Below are 17,277 nucleotides of genomic sequence, written 5' to 3' on the forward strand. Positions count from 1 at the left end.
ATGTTGTGGCCAGGGACTCTGATTGGAGCCGGGGCGGGCTTTGCCATTGCCAGCATTCCGGGGGCCATGTTGGGCGCACTGCTGGGCCAGGCGCTGGACCGGCGCCTGGAACTGCAAAGCTGGGCCCAGTTACGCGAGCGCCTTGGCGGGCGGCCGGCGCTGCGCAATGACGAGTTGCTGTTCGTGTTGCTCGGCCGCCTGGCCAAGAGCAACGGCCGGGTAGTGGACGGGCATATCCAGCAGGCGCGCCAGGAAATGCGCTCGCTGGACATGGCCGAGCCGGCCCAGCGCCGTGCGATTGCCGCGTTCAATCGCGGCAAGTCCGGCTCGGACCGGGTACGCAGTTACCTGGGCGTGCTCAAGGCCCAGCCCCATGCGGCGGAAGGTGTGCTGCGTGCCTGTTGGCGCATGGCCTGGGCGGACGGCAAGGCCAGTACGGCCGAGCGCGAGTTGATTGAACAATGGGGCAAATGGCTGGGTTGGACGGTCCAGCAGATCCAGGCGCTGGCGGCTGACTATGAGCCGGAGCGCAAGCCGTTGGCCAATCGTGGCGGGGCTTATCAGGAGGCGTTGCGGATTCTGGGGGTGACGTCGACCACCGAACCTTCGGTGATCAAGCGCGCTTACCGGCGCCTGCTGAGCCGGCACCACCCGGACAAGATTGCCGGCAGTGGCGCCAGCCCCGCACAAGTGCGCGAGGCGACCGAGCGCACCCGCGAGCTGCACAACGCCTACGCGCTGATTCGCGAAAGACGAGACTTTCGCTAACAGAATCATCAGGCGCTGCTTTTTTATGGTGTAAACCGGATCAATTGTGGGAGCGGACTTGCTCGCGAATGCGGTGGATCAGTAACAGATGCAGTGACTGACTCACCGCATTCGCGAGCAAGCCCGCTCCCACATTTTGTTCTCCAGTGTTTTTGAGATTTACGATCAGTCTCCGGGATTTTGCGGGCTCAGCCACCCGCGAATCCGCCGGTACAGCTGCTCTTGTCCGGCCTGGCTGTTATCGGGGAAGGCCTTCAACGACACCTGCTTGTAGCTGTCATTCTTCAAACGCTTGCTGGCCTGGGAACGTTCCTGGGCCGCTTTGCGTGCCTGGGCGTTGTCCTGGTAGAAAAAGTCTGCCGTGGCCAGCTTCAGTTTCGGTGCCAGCTGTTGCAGGTCCGGGGCACGGCCCGCCGGGGTCTGCGCGGCCACCATGACAAATTTCTGCACCTGCGCCGGTTGTTTTTCACTCAGGTAACGCGCGGCCCACCAGGCGCCGGTGCCGTGGCCGAGCAATACGACGCTGCGGGCATTCTGGGTCTGGGCGAAGGCGAGGGCGGCGTCAATGCGCGCGAAGATTCGCGTGGCGTCGGTCTTGTCTTGTTCATCGGTGCCGGGAACCACGGCCGGGTCAGTGCCTTCCGCTTCGGCGCTGGCGGCTTGCTCCACGGGTTTGGCGACGGTGCTGGCGTCTTTGCTGCTGGTCTCCACGGTCGCCTTGGGCGATTCGATGACGCGGGGTGGCAAGGTGTCCAGGGTCAGGTCCGGCAGCGACAAGCTCAGGGTGCCCCAGGAAGCGTCCGGCAATTTCTTGCGCAACGGCGCGATTGCTTGAGGCCAGTCAGCACTTTCGCCGTTGCCCGGGACGATAATCACCACGCCTTCAGGCTCACCGCTGTTGGCCGGCTTCCACAAAGCCAGGAAAGAATCGCTGCCCGCCTGCAACTGTTGTTGTTCCTGCTGCGGGATTTGTCGTTCCAGGGCGTTGGCTTCTTCCTGGCTGCGCTCCGGCAAGGGCTGGCGCACCACCGGTTTTTCCGGGGCGGGAGCGGGAGTGTCGGCGGCCTCGACACAAAAGGCGCTGGTAAACAGCAGCGACAGGCACAATGCTGGCAGTGCCGAGCGGTGGGAAAGTGGCATGGTTGATTTCCGGCCAGAAGTGATTCCGGCAGCCTAATGGGTTGGTCAGTATTTGTCAGTGATATGAGACGTGGATCATGGGTTTTCGCTACCTGCTGGTTATCGGCTGTATATGCTTTCCCTTGATTGCGGGCGCCGTGCCTGCGCCTGCCACTCACCAGGCGCAGCTCGATGCCGGCCAGCGCGAATGGCTCGAACAGCATCCCGACCTGCGGGTCGGGCTGGTGTTACAGGCGCCTTATGCCCAATACGATCGGCGCTTGCAGCGGCTGTCCGGGGCCAACGTCGAATTGATGCAGTGGCTGGCCAAGGCGCTGAATATCGAACTGACCTGGCGCAACTTTCCCAATCAGGAGCAACTGGAGGCGGCGGTGCGTGACGGCGAGGTCGACCTTGCCCCCGGCCTGCTGCAAACCCCGGCCGGCCTGCGCCTGTGGTTGTTCTCCGATCCGTATATGCGGGTGCCCCAGCACATTGTCGGGGTTCGTGATGGCAGCACCGCAGTCGACCTGGAGAAACTCGACGACCAATCCCGCGTCGCCGTGCGCATGCCCAGCGCAGTGGCGGATTACCTGCGCAGCACCTACCCGAGCCTCAACCTGCAAGGCGTGCCCATGGAGCGCCAGGCCCTGCAATTGCTGGTGAGCCAGCAGGCGCGGTATGCGGTGGTGGATGAGGCGCAATTGAGCCGGTTGTCGGGCGAAACCGAGTTCGCCGGCCTTGCCGTGGTCGGCGATATCGGCCTGCCGCAATTGCTGCGGGTGGCCACGCGGCGCGACTGGCCCGAGCTGGCCGATATCATGCAAAGCGGCTTGCGCGCGATTCCCGCTCGTGATCTGGACCAATTGCACAGCCGCTGGCTGCAGCCCAAATACCCACGGGTGACCGAGTCCCCCGGCTTCTGGCAAAACCTCACGTTGCTGCTGGGCCTGCTATTGCTCGCCAGCCTGGCCGTGGTGTTCTGGCAGCGCCGCCAGCAACGCGGCCTGGAGCATAATCTGCTGGCCGCCCGCGAAGAAAGCGCCGCCCGCGCCGCCGGTGCCGAAGCCTTGCGCCTGACCCAGTTCTCCATCGACCAAAGCACCGTCGGTATCCTCTGGGTCAATTGGGACAGCCATGTGCGCTACGCCAATCAGGCGGCGGAAACCATGCTCGGCTACGCCCCCGGCGCCCTGATCGAACGCCCGCTGATCGAATTCGACCCGACGCTGACCATGGACCGCTGGCTCAACCTGTGGAAGCGCGCCCGGGCCAGCGAAGACGGGCCACAGAGTTTTGCCACCAATTGCCTGCGCGCCGATGGCAGCGTATTGCCAGCCGATGTGTCCCTGAGTTTCCTGCGCTTTGCCGACGGCGAATACCTGGTGGTCTACCTCAACGATGTCACCGAGCGTCGCCGGGCCCTCGCGGCCTTGCAGGAAAGTGAGGCGCGGCTGCAAGGGATCGCCGCCAATGTGCCGGGGCTGGTGTTTCGCCTGGAGCGCTTGCCGCGCAGCGAGGCGATCGAGTTCGCCTACATCAGCCAGGGCAGCGAGGGCCTGGTGGGTTACGCGCCGGAAGTGCTCAGCCATCCGGCCATGGGCATTCGCAGCCTGGTGCATCCCGACGACCGCGCCAGTTATCACCGCACCCAGGACCAGGCCATCGAGACCGAGAGCAACTGGGCCTGGCAGGGCCGCATCCTGACTCGCCTGGGCGAGCAGCGCTGGGCCGATATCAAGGCCGTGACCCGACGCCTGGAAGACGGCGCCGTGGTCTGGGACGGAATTGTCTGGGACATCAGCGAGAGCAAACGCATCGAGCTGGAGCTGGACGCCTCCCGCGCGCAATTGCGGGAATTGTCGGCCCACCTGGAAACCGTGCGCGAGGAAGAGAAGGCCCGCATCGCCCGGGAAGTGCACGACGAGTTGGGACAGATGCTCACCGTGCTCAAGCTGGAAACCTCGATGTGCGAGCTGACCTACGCCCAACTGGATCCTGGCCTGCACGAGCGGCTGAACAGCATGAAGCGCCTGATCGCCCAACTGTTCCAACTGGTGCGCGACGTGGCTACTGCCCTGCGCCCGCCGATTCTCGACGCCGGGATTGCCTCGGCAATCGAATGGCAGGCCCGGCGTTTCGAGGCCCGCACGCAGATTCCGTGCCTGGTGCAGGTGCCGGATAATCTGCCGGCGCTGAGCGACGCCAAGGCCATCGGCCTGTTCCGCATCCTGCAAGAGGCACTGACCAATGTGATGCGCCATGCCCAGGCGCATACTGTCGAGCTGACGCTGGTGGTGGAGGGCGCGCACTTGCGCCTGACCATCAGCGACGACGGTGCAGGTTTCGTCCAGGCTCCCGGGCGCCCGGTATCGTTTGGCCTGGTGGGCATGCGCGAGCGGGTGCTGATCATGGGCGGGCAGTTGAGCCTGGACAGCGCATTGGGCGAAGGCACCACCCTGAGTGTGACGGTGCCGCTGGATTGATAACCAAAAGAAGAGGACATCCACAGTGATCCGTGTACTGGTAGCTGAAGACCACACCATCGTTCGCGAAGGCATCAAGCAACTGATCGGCCTGGCCAAGGACCTGCTGGTGGTGGGCGAGGCGAGCAATGGCGAGCAGTTGCTGGAGACCCTGCGCCACGTGCCCTGCGAGGTGGTGTTGCTGGACATCTCGATGCCTGGCGTCAACGGCCTGGAAGCCATCCCGCGGATCCGTGCGCTGAACAATCCCCCGGCGATCCTGGTGCTGTCGATGCACGACGAAGCGCAAATGGCCGCCCGTGCGCTGAAGGTCGGTGCCGCCGGCTATGCCACCAAGGACAGTGACCCGGCGCTGCTGCTGACCGCGATCCGCAAGGTCGCGGCGGGCGGGCGGTACATCGACCCGGACCTGGCCGACCGCATGGTCTTCGAAGTCGGCCTCACCGATTCCCGCCCATTGCACTCGTTGTTGTCGGAGCGCGAGTTCTCGGTATTCGAGCGCCTGGCCCAGGGCGCCAACGTCAACGACATCGCCCAGCAGTTGGCGTTGAGCAGCAAAACCATCAGTACCCACAAGGCGCGCCTGATGCAAAAGCTCAATATCACCTCCCTGGCGGAACTGGTGAAGTACGCCATGGAGCACAAACTCCTATAGCGGCATACCTGTTTGCGACTACCTGCCGAGCGTCGCGCAGCCCGGTCTTGCTGCTCGTAGCGTGGGGTTTGTAACTGCTCTGTTCTATCCCCGCCATCCGTGTAGGGCAATCCCTACCCCAAACCTTCCATCCTGCTGATGCCAATCTCTCCGGGCCCCCGATTTGCGCGGCCTTGCCCTGGGACTACGCTTGTTCCACGGCAGTCCAAAACAAAAAGGTGCGGGTATGAGCGAGGTGGATTCAAATGATGTGCTGGTCAGCTTTCGTGGCGTGCAGAAGAGCTACGACGGCGAGAACCTGATCGTCAAAGACCTCAACCTGGAGATTCGCAAGGGCGAGTTCCTGACCCTGCTCGGGCCGTCCGGGTCTGGCAAGACCACCAGCCTGATGATGCTCGCCGGTTTCGAAACCCCCACCGCCGGCGAGATCCAGCTGGCCGGCCGCTCCATCAACAACGTGCCGCCCCACAAGCGCGACATCGGCATGGTGTTCCAGAACTACGCGCTGTTCCCGCACATGACCGTCTCCGAGAACCTGGCGTTTCCGCTCTCTGTACGCGGCCTGAGCAAGACCGACATCAGCGAGCGGGTCAAGCGTGTACTGAGCATGGTCCAGCTCGATGCCTTCGCCCAGCGCTACCCGGCGCAACTCTCCGGTGGCCAGCAGCAGCGGGTGGCCCTGGCCCGGGCGCTGGTGTTCGAGCCACAGCTGGTGCTGATGGACGAACCCCTCGGCGCCCTCGACAAGCAACTGCGCGAACACATGCAGATGGAGATCAAGCACCTGCACCAGCGCCTCGGCGTGACGGTGGTGTACGTGACCCACGACCAGGGCGAAGCACTGACCATGTCCGACCGGGTGGCGGTGTTCCATCAGGGCGAGATCCAGCAGATCGCTGCCCCGCGCACCTTGTACGAAGAACCGAAAAACACCTTCGTCGCCAACTTCATCGGCGAGAACAACCGCCTCAATGGCCGCCTGCACAGCCACACCGGCGACCGCTGCGTGGTCGAACTGGCGCGCGGCGAAAAGGTCGAGGCGCTGGCGGTGAACGTCGGCCAGGTCGGCGGCCCGGTGACCCTGTCGGTGCGCCCCGAGCGCGTCAGCCTGAATGGCTCCAGTGAAAGCTGCGTCAACCGATTCTCCGGGCGCGTGGCCGAGTTCATCTACCTGGGCGACCACGTGCGGGTGCGCCTGGAAGTCTGCGGCAAGACCGATTTTTTTGTGAAACAACCGATCGCCGAGCTGGATACAGCCCTGGCGGTCGGCGACGTGGTACCGATTGGCTGGCAAGTCGAGCACGTTCGCGCACTCGACCCACTTCTAGAGGCGAATTGATCGCCCCCTTGCTTCACCAACCTCGCACGTGGAGAGAACAACAATGTTGAGATCCCTGAAATATTCCGCCCTGGCTCTGAGCTTGATGGGCGCGACACAGGCCATGGCAGGCCCTGATTTGACGGTGGTGTCCTTTGGTGGCGCGAACAAGGCGGCGCAGGTCAAGGCCTTCTATGCACCGTGGGAAAGCGCGGGCAACGGCAAGATCGTCGCCGGTGAATACAACGGTGAAATGGCCAAGGTCAAGGCCATGGTCGACACCAAGAGCGTGTCCTGGGACCTGGTGGAAGTGGAGTCGCCGGAACTGTCCCGTGGCTGTGACGAAGACATGTTCGAGCCCCTGGACCCGAAACTGTTCGGCAACCCGGGCGACTACGTGAAGGGCGCGATCCAGCCGTGCGGCGTGGGTTTCTTCGTGTGGTCCACGGTGCTGGCCTACAACGCCGACAAACTGAAAGCACCGCCAGGCGGCTGGGCCGATTTCTGGGACACCAAGAAATTCCCGGGCAAACGCGGCCTGCGCAAGGGCGCCAAGTACACCCTGGAATTCGCCTTGATGGCTGACGGTGTGGCGCCGAAGGATGTGTACAAGGTGCTGGCCGGCAAAGATGGCCAGGACCGTGCGTTCAAGAAGCTCGATGAGCTCAAGCCGTATATCCAGTGGTGGGAAGCGGGCGCCCAACCGCCGCAGTACCTCGCTTCTGGCGATGTGGTGATGAGTTCTGCCTACAACGGCCGGATCGCTGCCGTGCAGAAAGAAAGCAATTTGAAAGTGGTGTGGAACGGCGGGATCTACGATTTCGACGCCTGGGCCATTCCAAAAGGCCTGGCGAAAGACCGTGCTGACGCGGCGAAGAAGTTCATCGCCTTCTCGGTGCAGCCGCAGCAGCAGAAGACCTATTCGGAAAACATCGCCTACGGCCCGGCCAATACCCAGGCGGTACCGTTGCTGGCGAAGGACATCCTGAAGGATATGCCGACTACCCCGGAAAACATCGCCAACCAGGTGCAGATCGACGTGAGCTTCTGGGCGGATAACGGTGAGCAATTGGAGCAGCGCTTCAATTCCTGGGCTGCCAAGTAACCACCGCACCCAGGGTGGATGGGCTTTTTGTGGCGAGGGGGCTTGTCCCCCGTTGGGCTGCGAAGCGGCCCCAAAACCAGCCACCGCGGTCAGTCTAATAAACCACAGTGGCTTTACTGGGGCTGCTGCGCAGCCCAACGGGGGACAAGCCCCCTCGCCACAGGTGTGGGCCTTCACAGGTCTGCATTCTTTTTTACGATCCGGAGTTCGCCATGGCCCTCGCCATTCCCAGCCCCACCCTGAAACAGCGCCTGGCGCGTGCCGAGCGGCTCAACCGCTGGAAGGCCCAGGCCCTGATCGCGCCATTGGTGGTGTTTTTGCTGCTGGTGTTCCTGGTACCGATTGTGGCGCTGCTCTACAAAAGCGTCGGCAACCCGGAAGTGGTGGGCGGCCTGCCGCGCACGGTGGTGGCGGTGACGGCCTGGGACGGTCGTGGCTTGCCGGGCGAGCCGGTGTATCAAGCCATCAGCGAGGACCTGGGCGAAGCCCGGAAAAACTCGACCCTGGGCGACCTCTCCAAACGCTTGAACATGGAGCTGGCGGGCTATCGCAGCCTGCTGACAAAAACCGCGCGGGCGCTGCCGTTCACCGAAGCGCCTGCCTCCTATAAAGAAGCGCTGGAAAACCTCGACGAACGCTGGGGCGACCCGGCGTACTGGCAGGCGATCCGGCGCAACACCAGCAGCCTCACGCCATACTACTTGCTGGCCGCCGTCGATCACCGCATCGACGACCTCGGCGAAATCGCCCCGGCCACCCCGGACCAGGCGATCTACCTCGATATCTTCGCCCGTACGTTCTGGATGGGCCTGGTCATCACCGTGTGCTGCCTGCTGCTGGCCTATCCGTTGGCTTACCTGCTGGCCAACTTGCCGGCGCGGCAAAGCAATTTGCTGATGATCCTGGTGCTGCTGCCGTTCTGGACCTCGGTGCTGGTGCGCGTGGCGGCCTGGATCGTGTTGCTGCAGTCCGGCGGCTTGATCAACAGCGCGCTGATGGGCATGGGCCTGATCGATAAACCGGTGGAACTGGTGTTCAACCGGCTCGGCGTCTACATCTCCATGGTGCACATTCTGCTGCCCTTCATGATCTTGCCGATCTACAGCGTGATGAAGGGCATCTCGCCCACCTACATGCGGGCGGCGATTTCCCTGGGCTGCCACCCATTCGCCAGCTTCTGGCGCGTGTACTTCCCGCAGACCTACGCAGGCGTTGGTGCCGGCTGCTTGTTGGTGTTCATTTTGGCGATTGGCTACTACATCACCCCGGCCTTGCTGGGCAGCCCGAACGACCAGATGGTCAGCTACTTCGTGGCCTTCTACACCAACACCAGCATCAACTGGGGCATGGCCACGGCCTTGGGCGGCTTGTTGCTGCTGGCCACCGTGGTGCTGTACCTGATCTACAACTGGCTGGTGGGCGCCAGCCGCCTGCGCCTGAGCTAAGGAGACCGTTGCGATGCTGAGCCCTTATATGTCGCCCGTGGAACGGGTCTGGTTCTACAGCTTGCGGATCCTCTGCGGCCTGATCCTGTTGTTCCTGATCTTGCCGGTGCTGGTGATCATCCCGCTGTCGTTCAACAGTGGAAGTTTCCTGGTCTACCCGCTGCAAGGTTTCTCGCTGCACTGGTACCAGGATTTCTTCGGTTCGGCGGAATGGATGCGCGCCCTGAAGAACAGCATCATCGTGGCTCCGGCGGCTACAGTGCTGGCGATGGTGTTCGGCACGCTGGCGGCGATTGGCCTGACCCGGGGGCACTTTCCCGGCAAGGCGCTGGTGATGGCCCTGGTGATTTCGCCGATGGTAGTGCCCGTGGTGATTATCGGTGTGGCCAGTTACCTGTTCTTCGCGCCGCTGGGCCTGGGCAACAGCTTCTTCTCGCTGATCGTGGTGCACGCGGTGCTGGGCGTGCCGTTTGTGATCATCACCGTGTCGGCGACCTTGCAGGGGTTCAACCATAACCTGGTGCGGGCGGCGGCCAGCCTGGGCGCGTCACCGCTGACGGCGTTTCGTCGGGTGACCTTGCCATTGATTGCCCCGGGGGTGATCTCCGGGGCGCTGTTCGCCTTTGCCACCTCGTTCGATGAAGTGGTGGTGACGCTGTTCCTCGCCGGGCCCGAGCAGGCAACGTTGCCCCGACAGATGTTCAGCGGCATCCGTGAAAACCTCAGCCCGACGATTGCGGCGGCGGCGACCTTGCTGATCGCCTTCTCGGTGGTGCTGTTGCTGACCCTGGAATGGCTGCGCGGGCGCAGCGAGAAACTGCGTACGGCCCAGGTCTAAAGCCAAACAGAGATCAAAATGTGGGAGCGGGCTTGCTCGCGAAGGCGGTGTGTCAGTCAACGGAGATATCGACTGGCCTACCGCCTTCGCGAGCAAGCCCGCTCCCACATTGGGTTTGTGTCTATTCAGCAGCTGAATGCAAGACAACCAGCCCAAGTCAGCTAATCTTGTGCCAGCCCATAACTGATAAGAGGCCGCGCACATGAGTACTTCCTCATTCAAGATCGCCCACAAACTGCTCACCGGCCCAGGCGCCATCGAGCAACTGGCCGCCGAGCTGACGCGGCTGGATGTCGACAACCCGCTGATTGTCACCGATGCGGCACTGGTCAAGTCCGGCACCGTGGCGCTGGCGCTGGAACACCTGGGCGAACGGACCTACGAGATTTTCGACCGCGTGCTGCCCGACCCGGAAATCGCCATCGTCGAGGACTGCATGCGCGTCTACCGCGAAGGCGGGCATGACGGCCTGATCGGCGTCGGCGGCGGCAGTGCCATCGACATCGCCAAGAGCGTGGCGGCCTACGCCGGTTACCACGGCGCCCTGGCCGACCTGTTCGGCGTGGACCAGGTGCCGCGCAAAGGCCCGCCGCTGATCGCGATTCCCACCACCGCCGGCACCGGTTCGGAGGTGACCAACGTGGCGATTCTGTCGGACAAGGTCGCGCAACTGAAAAAAGGCATCGTCAGTGATTACCTGCTGCCGGATGTGGCCCTGATCAGCCCGCAGATGACCCTGACTTGCCCGCGCAGCGTCACCGCCGCCAGTGGGGTGGACGCATTGGTGCACGCCATCGAATCCTACCTGTCGCTGAATGCCTCGCCGATCACCGATGCACTGGCCATCGGGGCGATCAAACTGATTGCCAAGGCGCTGCCCAAGGCCTACGCCAACCCCGCCAACCTTGAGGCCCGGGACGACATGGCCACCGCCAGCCTGATGGCCGGGATGGCGTTCGGGAATGCCGGCGTGGGCGCGGTGCATGCGTTGGCCTACCCGTTGGGCGGGCGTTTCAACATCGCCCACGGCGTAAGCAACGCCTTGCTGCTGCCCTACGTGATGCACTGGAACAAGCTGGCGTGTGTGGAGCGCATGCAGGAGATAGCCGAGGCCATGGGCGTGAATATCACGGGTTTGAGTGCGGTGGATGCCGCCGACCAGGCCGTCGATGCGATGACGCGACTGTGTGCCGCAGTCGAGATTCCGTCCGGCCTGCGCAGCTTCGGTGTGCCTGAAGATGCGATCCCGGCCATGGCGGTAGAAGCGGCGGGGATCGAGCGGCTGATGCGCAACAATCCGCGCAAGCTCAGCGCCGCTGATATCGAGAAAATCTACCGGGCAGCTTATTAACCATTGAGCGAGGTCACGGTGCGCGCGGCAAAGCATGAGGTATACAATGCGCGCCATCGTGATTTAGCTCAAAAAGGTGCGTCATGCAGCCCTTCGTCATTGCTCCATCGATTCTCTCCGCCGACTTCGCCCGCCTGGGCGAGGAAGTGGACAAGGTGTTGGCCGCCGGTGCCGACTTCGTTCACTTCGATGTCATGGACAACCACTATGTGCCGAACCTGACCATTGGTCCGATGGTCTGTGCCGCCCTGCGTAAATACGGCGTGACCGCGCCTATCGATGCGCACTTGATGGTCAGCCCGGTGGACCGCATCGTCGGTGACTTCATCGAAGCCGGCGCGACCTACATCACCTTCCACCCGGAAGCCACGTTGCACGTGGACCGCACCCTGCAACTGATCCGCGAGGGCGGTTGCAAGGCGGGCCTAGTGTTCAACCCGGCCACTCCGCTGAGCGTGCTTGAGTACGTGATGGACAAAGTCGACATGGTGTTGCTGATGAGCGTCAACCCGGGCTTCGGCGGGCAGAAGTTCATCCCCGGCACCCTCAACAAACTGCGTGAAGCGCGGGCGCTGATCGATGCGTCGGGCCGTGATATCCGCCTGGAGATCGACGGTGGCGTCAACGTCAACAACATCCGCGAAATCGCCGCGGCCGGTGCCGACACCTTTGTGGCCGGTTCGGCAATCTTCAATGCCCCGGACTATCAGGAAGTGATCGCCAAGATGCGTGCAGAACTGGCGCTGGCGCGTCCATGAGTGGCTTTGAGCAACTGTTCCCCGGCAAGCTGCCACGGCTGGTGATGTTCGATCTGGACGGTACGTTGATCGATTCAGTGCCGGACCTGGCCGCGGCGGTGGACCAGATGCTGCTCAAGCTGGGGCGCAAGCCGGCGGGTATCGAGTCGGTGCGCGAGTGGGTCGGCAATGGCGCGCAGATGCTGGTGCGTCGGGCCTTGGCCAACAACATCGAGGCCGAGGGTGTCGATGAGGTGGAAGCCGAGCATGCGCTTGAGCTGTTCAACGTGGCCTACGAAAACGGCCACGAACTGACCGTGGTTTATCCCGGCGTGCGCGACACCCTGAAGTGGCTGCACAAGCAGGGCGTGGAAATGGCCCTGATCACCAACAAGCCGGAGCGTTTCGTCGCGCCGCTGTTGGACCAGATGAAGATCGGCCGGTATTTCCGCTGGATCATCGGCGGCGATACCTTGCCGCAGAAGAAGCCCGACCCGGCCGCGCTGTTCTTCGTGATGAAAATGGCCAATATCCCGGCGTCCCAATCGCTGTTTGTCGGCGATTCGCGCAGTGATGTGCTGGCGGCGAAAGCGGCGGGGGTCAAGTGCGTGGCCTTGAGTTACGGCTACAACCATGGCCGGCCGATTGCCGAAGAATCCCCGGCGCTGGTGATTGATGACCTGCGCCTGTTAATCCCCGGTTGCTTGGGAACGGGCGCTGAGATAACGTTGCCCGACGCTGTTCCATCCCCTTCTGGAAATCCCATCGTGGTGGTCACTCGCAAACTCTGGATGAAAGTCATCAAGGCCCTGGCCCGCTGGCGTTGGCGCGCCTGACTGATCCTCGCCGCGCTGCGGCACGTTTGCACACCTGACCGTTAGACCCTCAAGCCACGAGGCACCTCATGATCCGCGAAGAATTCCTGCGTTTGGCCGCTGCCGGCTACAACCGTATCCCCATGGCCTGCGAAACCCTGGCCGACTTCGACACCCCGCTGTCGATCTACCTGAAACTGGCCGACGAGCCCAACTCCTATCTGCTGGAGTCGGTGCAGGGCGGCGAGAAATGGGGCCGTTATTCGATCATCGGCCTGCCGTGCCGCACGGTGCTGCGGGTACATGATCACCATGTGAGCATCACCCTGGACGGCGTCGAGATCGAAAGTCACGATGTGGAAGACCCGCTGGCCTTCGTCGAGGAATTCAAGGCGCGCTACAACGTGCCGACCATCGCCGGCCTGCCGCGCTTCAACGGCGGCCTGGTGGGTTACTTCGGCTACGACTGCGTGCGCTACGTGGAAAAACGCCTGGGCAAATCCCCGAACCCCGATCCGTTGGGCGTGCCGGACATTCTGCTGATGGTTTCCGACGCGGTGGTGGTGTTCGACAACCTCGCGGGCAAGATGCACGCGATCGTGTTGGCCGATCCTTCCCAGGCCGATGCGTTCGAGCAAGGCCAGGCGAGCCTGGAAGCGCTGCTGGAAAAACTGCGCCAGCCGATCACCCCGCGTCGCGGCCTGGACCTCAGCCGTCCACCGGCGGCTGACCCGGTGTTCCGCTCCAGCTTTACCCAGGATGACTACGAGCGTGCGGTCGATACCATCAAGGAATATATCCTTGCCGGTGACTGCATGCAGGTGGTGCCGTCGCAACGCATGTCCATCGACTTCAAGGCCGCGCCGATTGATTTGTACCGGGCGCTGCGCTGTTTCAACCCGACGCCGTACATGTACTTCTTCAACTTTGGCGACTTCCACGTCGTGGGCAGTTCGCCGGAAGTGCTGGTGCGGGTTGAAGACAACCTGATCACCGTGCGCCCGATTGCCGGCACGCGCCCTCGCGGTGCGACCGAAGAGGCGGACCTGGCGCTGGAACAGGACCTGTTGAGCGACGACAAGGAAATCGCCGAGCACTTGATGCTGATCGACCTGGGCCGCAACGACACCGGGCGTGTCTCGGAGATCGGTTCGGTGAAGCTCACCGAGAAGATGGTGATCGAGCGTTACTCCAACGTGATGCACATCGTGTCCAACGTCACCGGCGAGCTGAAGGCCGGGTTGACGGCGATGGATGCACTGCGGGCGATCCTGCCGGCGGGCACCTTGTCCGGCGCACCGAAGATTCGCGCGATGGAAATCATCGACGAACTGGAGCCGGTGAAGCGGGGTGTGTATGGCGGCGCGGTGGGGTATTTCGCCTGGAACGGCAATATGGACACTGCGATCGCGATCCGTACGGCGGTGATCAAGGACGGCGAACTGCATGTGCAGGCGGGCGGCGGGATCGTGGCCGACTCGGTACCGGCCCTGGAATGGGAAGAGACGCTGAACAAGCGCCGGGCGATGTTCCGCGCGGTGGCGTTGGCTGAGCAGACCCCGCAGGACTGAAGTCAGACGTAGATCAAAAATGTGGGAGCGGGCTTGCTCGCGAAGGCGGTGTATCAGTCGATATATAAGGCGACTGTCGCACCGCTTTCGCGAGCAAGCCCGCTCCCACATTTGGTATTTGTCAGTTTCAAGTCCGAGTCAGAAATCCAGACTCACCCCGACACTCAGCCCTTGCTGGGTAAAGTTGTCATCCTTTCTCACGTTATAGGCCGCGTTCAGCGCCAGGTCCTTGGTCACCTTGTGGGTAATCCCCAGGTTCAAGCGATCCGAATTGCTGCGTGGCGTGTAGCCGTCCAGTTTGAAATCAATCCCCGGCACGCTGTTGAGGGACATGCCCACTCGCTGCGTATCGTTTTCAAACTCGTGCTCGTGGGCCACTTCGCCAAACACCAGGGTTTGCGGGGTGAAGCGGTAGTTGGCTTGTAATCCGATTCCCAAACGCTTGGAGTCGCGCTGTTGGTCATCAAAGGTCAGCGCGGTGGACCGGGCATCTTTCTCCGAGTAACCATTCACCTCGACCCGCGAATAGTCAGCGCTGATAAAGGGCGAGAAGTGCCATTCGCTGTTCGGCTCGGCGATGTCATACCCAACCCGTGCGCTCAATGCCCATAGCCAGCCGTCGGTGTCGCCTTTCTCGGTGCCTTCGCTGATGCCCAGGGCGAACTTGCGCTTGAGGTTGTCGAAGTCCAGTTTGCCGCCGGTCAATGCGGCGTCGGCCCACCAGTGATCTTCCTGATACTGGGCGAACGCGGTGCCCAGGTAGCTGTTGAGCTTGTAGTCCGAATCGCTGGCGCCGGCCTCAAGACTCTGGCGATAGAAGCCTGCTGCCACACCCACGCGCCACTCGTCATTGAGCCTGTAGCTGCCACCGATGTTCAGGTTATAGCCGCTGCCGTCACCGCTGGCCGAGCTGTTCTGATCATCGAAGTCCAGGTGCTGGCCGCCAGCGTCGACGATCGCCCGCCATTGGCCCACGGCCTGCCAGCTACGGGAGTCGGCTTGCCATTGGTTGCGCAATGAATCCTGATGGGCGCGCAAGGTGCCTTGGGCCATTTCCGGAAGCAGGGTGATTTCCCAGGGGGCTGCCAGCAGCGAATACGCGTAGTCGGCGATCAGTACCTGGCCGGCCTCGGTCGGGTGCACGGTGTCGTTGTAAATCAGCTTGGTCGGGTCCGGATTGGTGCCGCCGACGCCATACACCGGATTCCTGCAGGTGGTGCCGCTGAAGCACGTCTGGTTGAGGTTCTGGTCGGTGGCAAAACCAAAACGCCCGGGATCGGCAAAGGTTTCCTTGAGCAGCAACGGAATGTTCAGCGGGATGATCTGCGCATCGATTTGCGACAGGCGCTGTACCAGGGTCTGGTTGAATGCGCCGGCCAGGGTGCTGACGGCCCCTTGGAGCGGGGTGCCATTGACGGCAGGTGTCAGGCCCAGGTCCGGCAGCATCCATACCATTACATAACGGGCGCCAGCCTGTTGCAGCGCCTGGGCGCTGTCGGCCAGGCGCCCGGCTGCGGCCGAGGCCTGGTCGGGGCTGAGGACCAGGCCGTCGAGGAAGTCATTGCCGCCGCCGGAGAGAAAGTACAAGGCGTTGGGGTCGGCTCGGCCCCCCGTTGATGCCAGGTATCCGGGACGTGTACGCAATACCTGCCCGGTGTCGCTGTCGGTGACGGTGGAGTTACCGGTGATGGCATCGTAGATCTGTTGGGTGGTGTAGCCGCCGACGGCCCAGTTATTGCCGTCTGGCTGGCCCAGCGCGGCGCGCTCCGGCGAGGTCGAGGCATTCAGGTCGCCCGGGGCAACACCCAGCTTGCCGCCCAATAACGTCGAGGAGATCAGCGATGTGCTTTCGCCGCTGCCGTCGAAGTATTGCGGGCCGGTGCGGTTGGTGAAGCGATAGGTTGAGCCCGGTGCGCCAGGGTCGGCAAATGTACCGGCGTCGGCCAGGCTGTCACCGAAAACGACCATCGTCGAATAAGGCGAGGGCGCGGCGAAGGCTTGCGAGCATGCCAGCGCCAAGAGGCAGCCGACGATGGGGGTGAAATAGGGCATCTTGGTCATGAGTCCGTCCATGATTTTGTTTTTTTGTCAGCACTGTGACTGTAGCGCCCTTGGAAGGGTTCTGAAAAGTTTGACGCCAATTATCAGTCGGGCAGTTTCCCCCGTATTTGCGGCTCGATATTGCACCGTTGGCGAGGCTACGTTACTGTGCCTGAACGTATGAATGAGACCCTCTCCGTGTTGATCATCAGCAAACTCTTGATGCGAGTAGTCAAGGCACACGCCCGTTGGCGTTGGCGCGCCTAACTTTTCTCTACCGGCCCCGCCGGACCTGTACCGATTTGCCTTCTTCACCCTCTGTTAAACGCCCCTTGCCGGCCAACCCCGGCAACCGGAAAGTGCGTCTGGCAGCGGGTCACTCCCTTGGAAGGCCGTCATTAGAAGTCAGTGAATTCAAGAGGTTTTAACCCACATGTTGCTGATGATTGATAACTACGACTCCTTTACCTACAACGTTGTGCAGTACCTAGGCGAGCTCGGCGCCGAGGTCAAGGTGGTGCGCAACGACGAATTGACCGTGGCCCAGATCGCCGCGTTGAACCCTGAACGCATCGTCGTCTCCCCAGGCCCGTGCACGCCGACCGAAGCGGGCATCTCCCTCGAAGCCATCCAATACTTTGCCGGCAAGCTGCCGATCCTGGGCGTGTGCCTGGGCCATCAGTCCATCGGCCAGGCCTTCGGTGGCGACGTCGTCCGCGCTCGCCAGGTAATGCACGGCAAGACCAGCCCGGTATTTCACAAGGACCAGGGCGTATTCCAGGGTTTGAACCTGCCGGTAACGGTAACCCGCTACCACTCGCTGGTGGTCAAGCGTGAAACCCTGCCCGAGTGCCTTGAGCTGACGGCCTGGACCCAGCTGGAAGACGGCTCGGTCGACGAGATCATGGGCCTGCGTCACAAGACACTGAACGTCGAAGGGGTGCAATTTCACCCGGAATCGATTTTGACCGAGCAGGGCTTCGAGCTGTTCGCTAACTTTCTCAAGCAGAGCGGCGGCACGCGCTAAGG

General features: G+C 62.6%; 14 protein-coding genes. 12 read left to right on the forward strand and 2 right to left on the reverse strand.

Annotated features, from left to right (window positions below):
- Positions 1 to 768, forward strand: coding sequence for a TerB family tellurite resistance protein (locus HX814_RS10245; RefSeq protein WP_102370013.1), 768 nt, complete (start codon positions 1 to 3; stop codon positions 766 to 768).
- 165 nt (positions 769 to 933) lie between these two features.
- On the opposite strand, the gene HX814_RS10250 is transcribed toward HX814_RS10245, so the two are convergent.
- Positions 934 to 1,908 (reverse strand): alpha/beta hydrolase family protein, encoded by a 975-nt coding sequence (locus tag HX814_RS10250; protein ID WP_003210980.1) that lies wholly within the window; start codon positions 1,906 to 1,908, stop codon positions 934 to 936.
- A 77-nt stretch (positions 1,909 to 1,985) separates the two neighbouring features.
- Between HX814_RS10250 and HX814_RS10255 the strand changes: the two genes are divergently transcribed.
- The 10 genes from HX814_RS10255 (at position 1,986) to trpE (ending at position 14,208) form a co-directional block, all read left to right on the forward strand.
- Positions 1,986 to 4,373, forward strand: a complete 2,388-nt coding sequence (locus tag HX814_RS10255; RefSeq protein ID WP_008434435.1) for a PAS domain S-box protein — start codon at positions 1,986 to 1,988, stop codon at positions 4,371 to 4,373.
- 25 nt (positions 4,374 to 4,398) lie between these two features.
- Positions 4,399 to 5,028: a response regulator transcription factor gene (locus HX814_RS10260; protein WP_003210977.1), complete on the forward strand. Its 630-nt coding sequence runs from the start codon at positions 4,399 to 4,401 to the stop codon at positions 5,026 to 5,028.
- A 226-nt stretch (positions 5,029 to 5,254) separates the two neighbouring features.
- Complete coding sequence (locus tag HX814_RS10265; RefSeq protein ID WP_003210974.1) at positions 5,255 to 6,367, forward strand: ABC transporter ATP-binding protein; 1,113 nt, start codon at positions 5,255 to 5,257, stop codon at positions 6,365 to 6,367.
- Positions 6,368 to 6,410: 43 nt separating this feature from the next.
- On the forward strand, positions 6,411 to 7,451 hold the full coding sequence (locus tag HX814_RS10270) for an ABC transporter substrate-binding protein (RefSeq protein ID WP_003210973.1): 1,041 nt from the start codon (positions 6,411 to 6,413) through the stop codon (positions 7,449 to 7,451).
- 212 nt (positions 7,452 to 7,663) lie between these two features.
- Positions 7,664 to 8,896, forward strand: a complete 1,233-nt coding sequence (locus HX814_RS10275; protein WP_003210972.1) for an ABC transporter permease — start codon at positions 7,664 to 7,666, stop codon at positions 8,894 to 8,896.
- 13 nt (positions 8,897 to 8,909) lie between these two features.
- A complete protein-coding gene (locus HX814_RS10280) occupies positions 8,910 to 9,734 on the forward strand; it encodes an ABC transporter permease (protein ID WP_003210970.1) in 825 nt (274 codons plus the stop codon).
- Between the two features lie 202 nt (positions 9,735 to 9,936).
- Positions 9,937 to 11,085, forward strand: a complete 1,149-nt coding sequence (locus HX814_RS10285; RefSeq protein WP_003210968.1) for an iron-containing alcohol dehydrogenase — start codon at positions 9,937 to 9,939, stop codon at positions 11,083 to 11,085.
- Positions 11,086 to 11,168: 83 nt separating this feature from the next.
- Positions 11,169 to 11,843: a ribulose-phosphate 3-epimerase gene (rpe, locus tag HX814_RS10290; RefSeq protein WP_003210966.1), complete on the forward strand. Its 675-nt coding sequence runs from the start codon at positions 11,169 to 11,171 to the stop codon at positions 11,841 to 11,843.
- Complete coding sequence (locus tag HX814_RS10295; protein ID WP_063026787.1) at positions 11,840 to 12,658, forward strand: phosphoglycolate phosphatase; 819 nt, start codon at positions 11,840 to 11,842, stop codon at positions 12,656 to 12,658. Before rpe ends, HX814_RS10295 begins: the two co-directional genes overlap by 4 nt.
- Before the next feature lie 68 nt (positions 12,659 to 12,726).
- Complete coding sequence (trpE, locus tag HX814_RS10300; protein WP_003210962.1) at positions 12,727 to 14,208, forward strand: anthranilate synthase component I; 1,482 nt, start codon at positions 12,727 to 12,729, stop codon at positions 14,206 to 14,208.
- A 138-nt stretch (positions 14,209 to 14,346) separates the two neighbouring features.
- Here trpE and estP read toward each other — a convergent pair whose 3' ends face one another.
- The gene (estP, locus tag HX814_RS10305; RefSeq protein ID WP_008434445.1) at positions 14,347 to 16,269 is read right to left on the reverse strand and encodes an esterase EstP; all 1,923 of its coding nucleotides are present in this window, start codon (positions 16,267 to 16,269) and stop codon (positions 14,347 to 14,349) included.
- Positions 16,270 to 16,681: 412 nt separating this feature from the next.
- On the opposite strand from estP, the gene HX814_RS10310 reads away from it, so the two are divergent.
- Entirely contained in the window at positions 16,682 to 17,275 is a 594-nt protein-coding gene (locus HX814_RS10310) for an aminodeoxychorismate/anthranilate synthase component II (protein WP_003210957.1), read from the forward strand.
- Positions 17,276 to 17,277 lie beyond the last annotated feature (2 nt).

Origin of the sequence: Pseudomonas sp. C8002, assembly GCF_013385765.1 — a bacterium.
Classification (GTDB): Bacteria; Pseudomonadota; Gammaproteobacteria; order Pseudomonadales; family Pseudomonadaceae; genus Aquipseudomonas.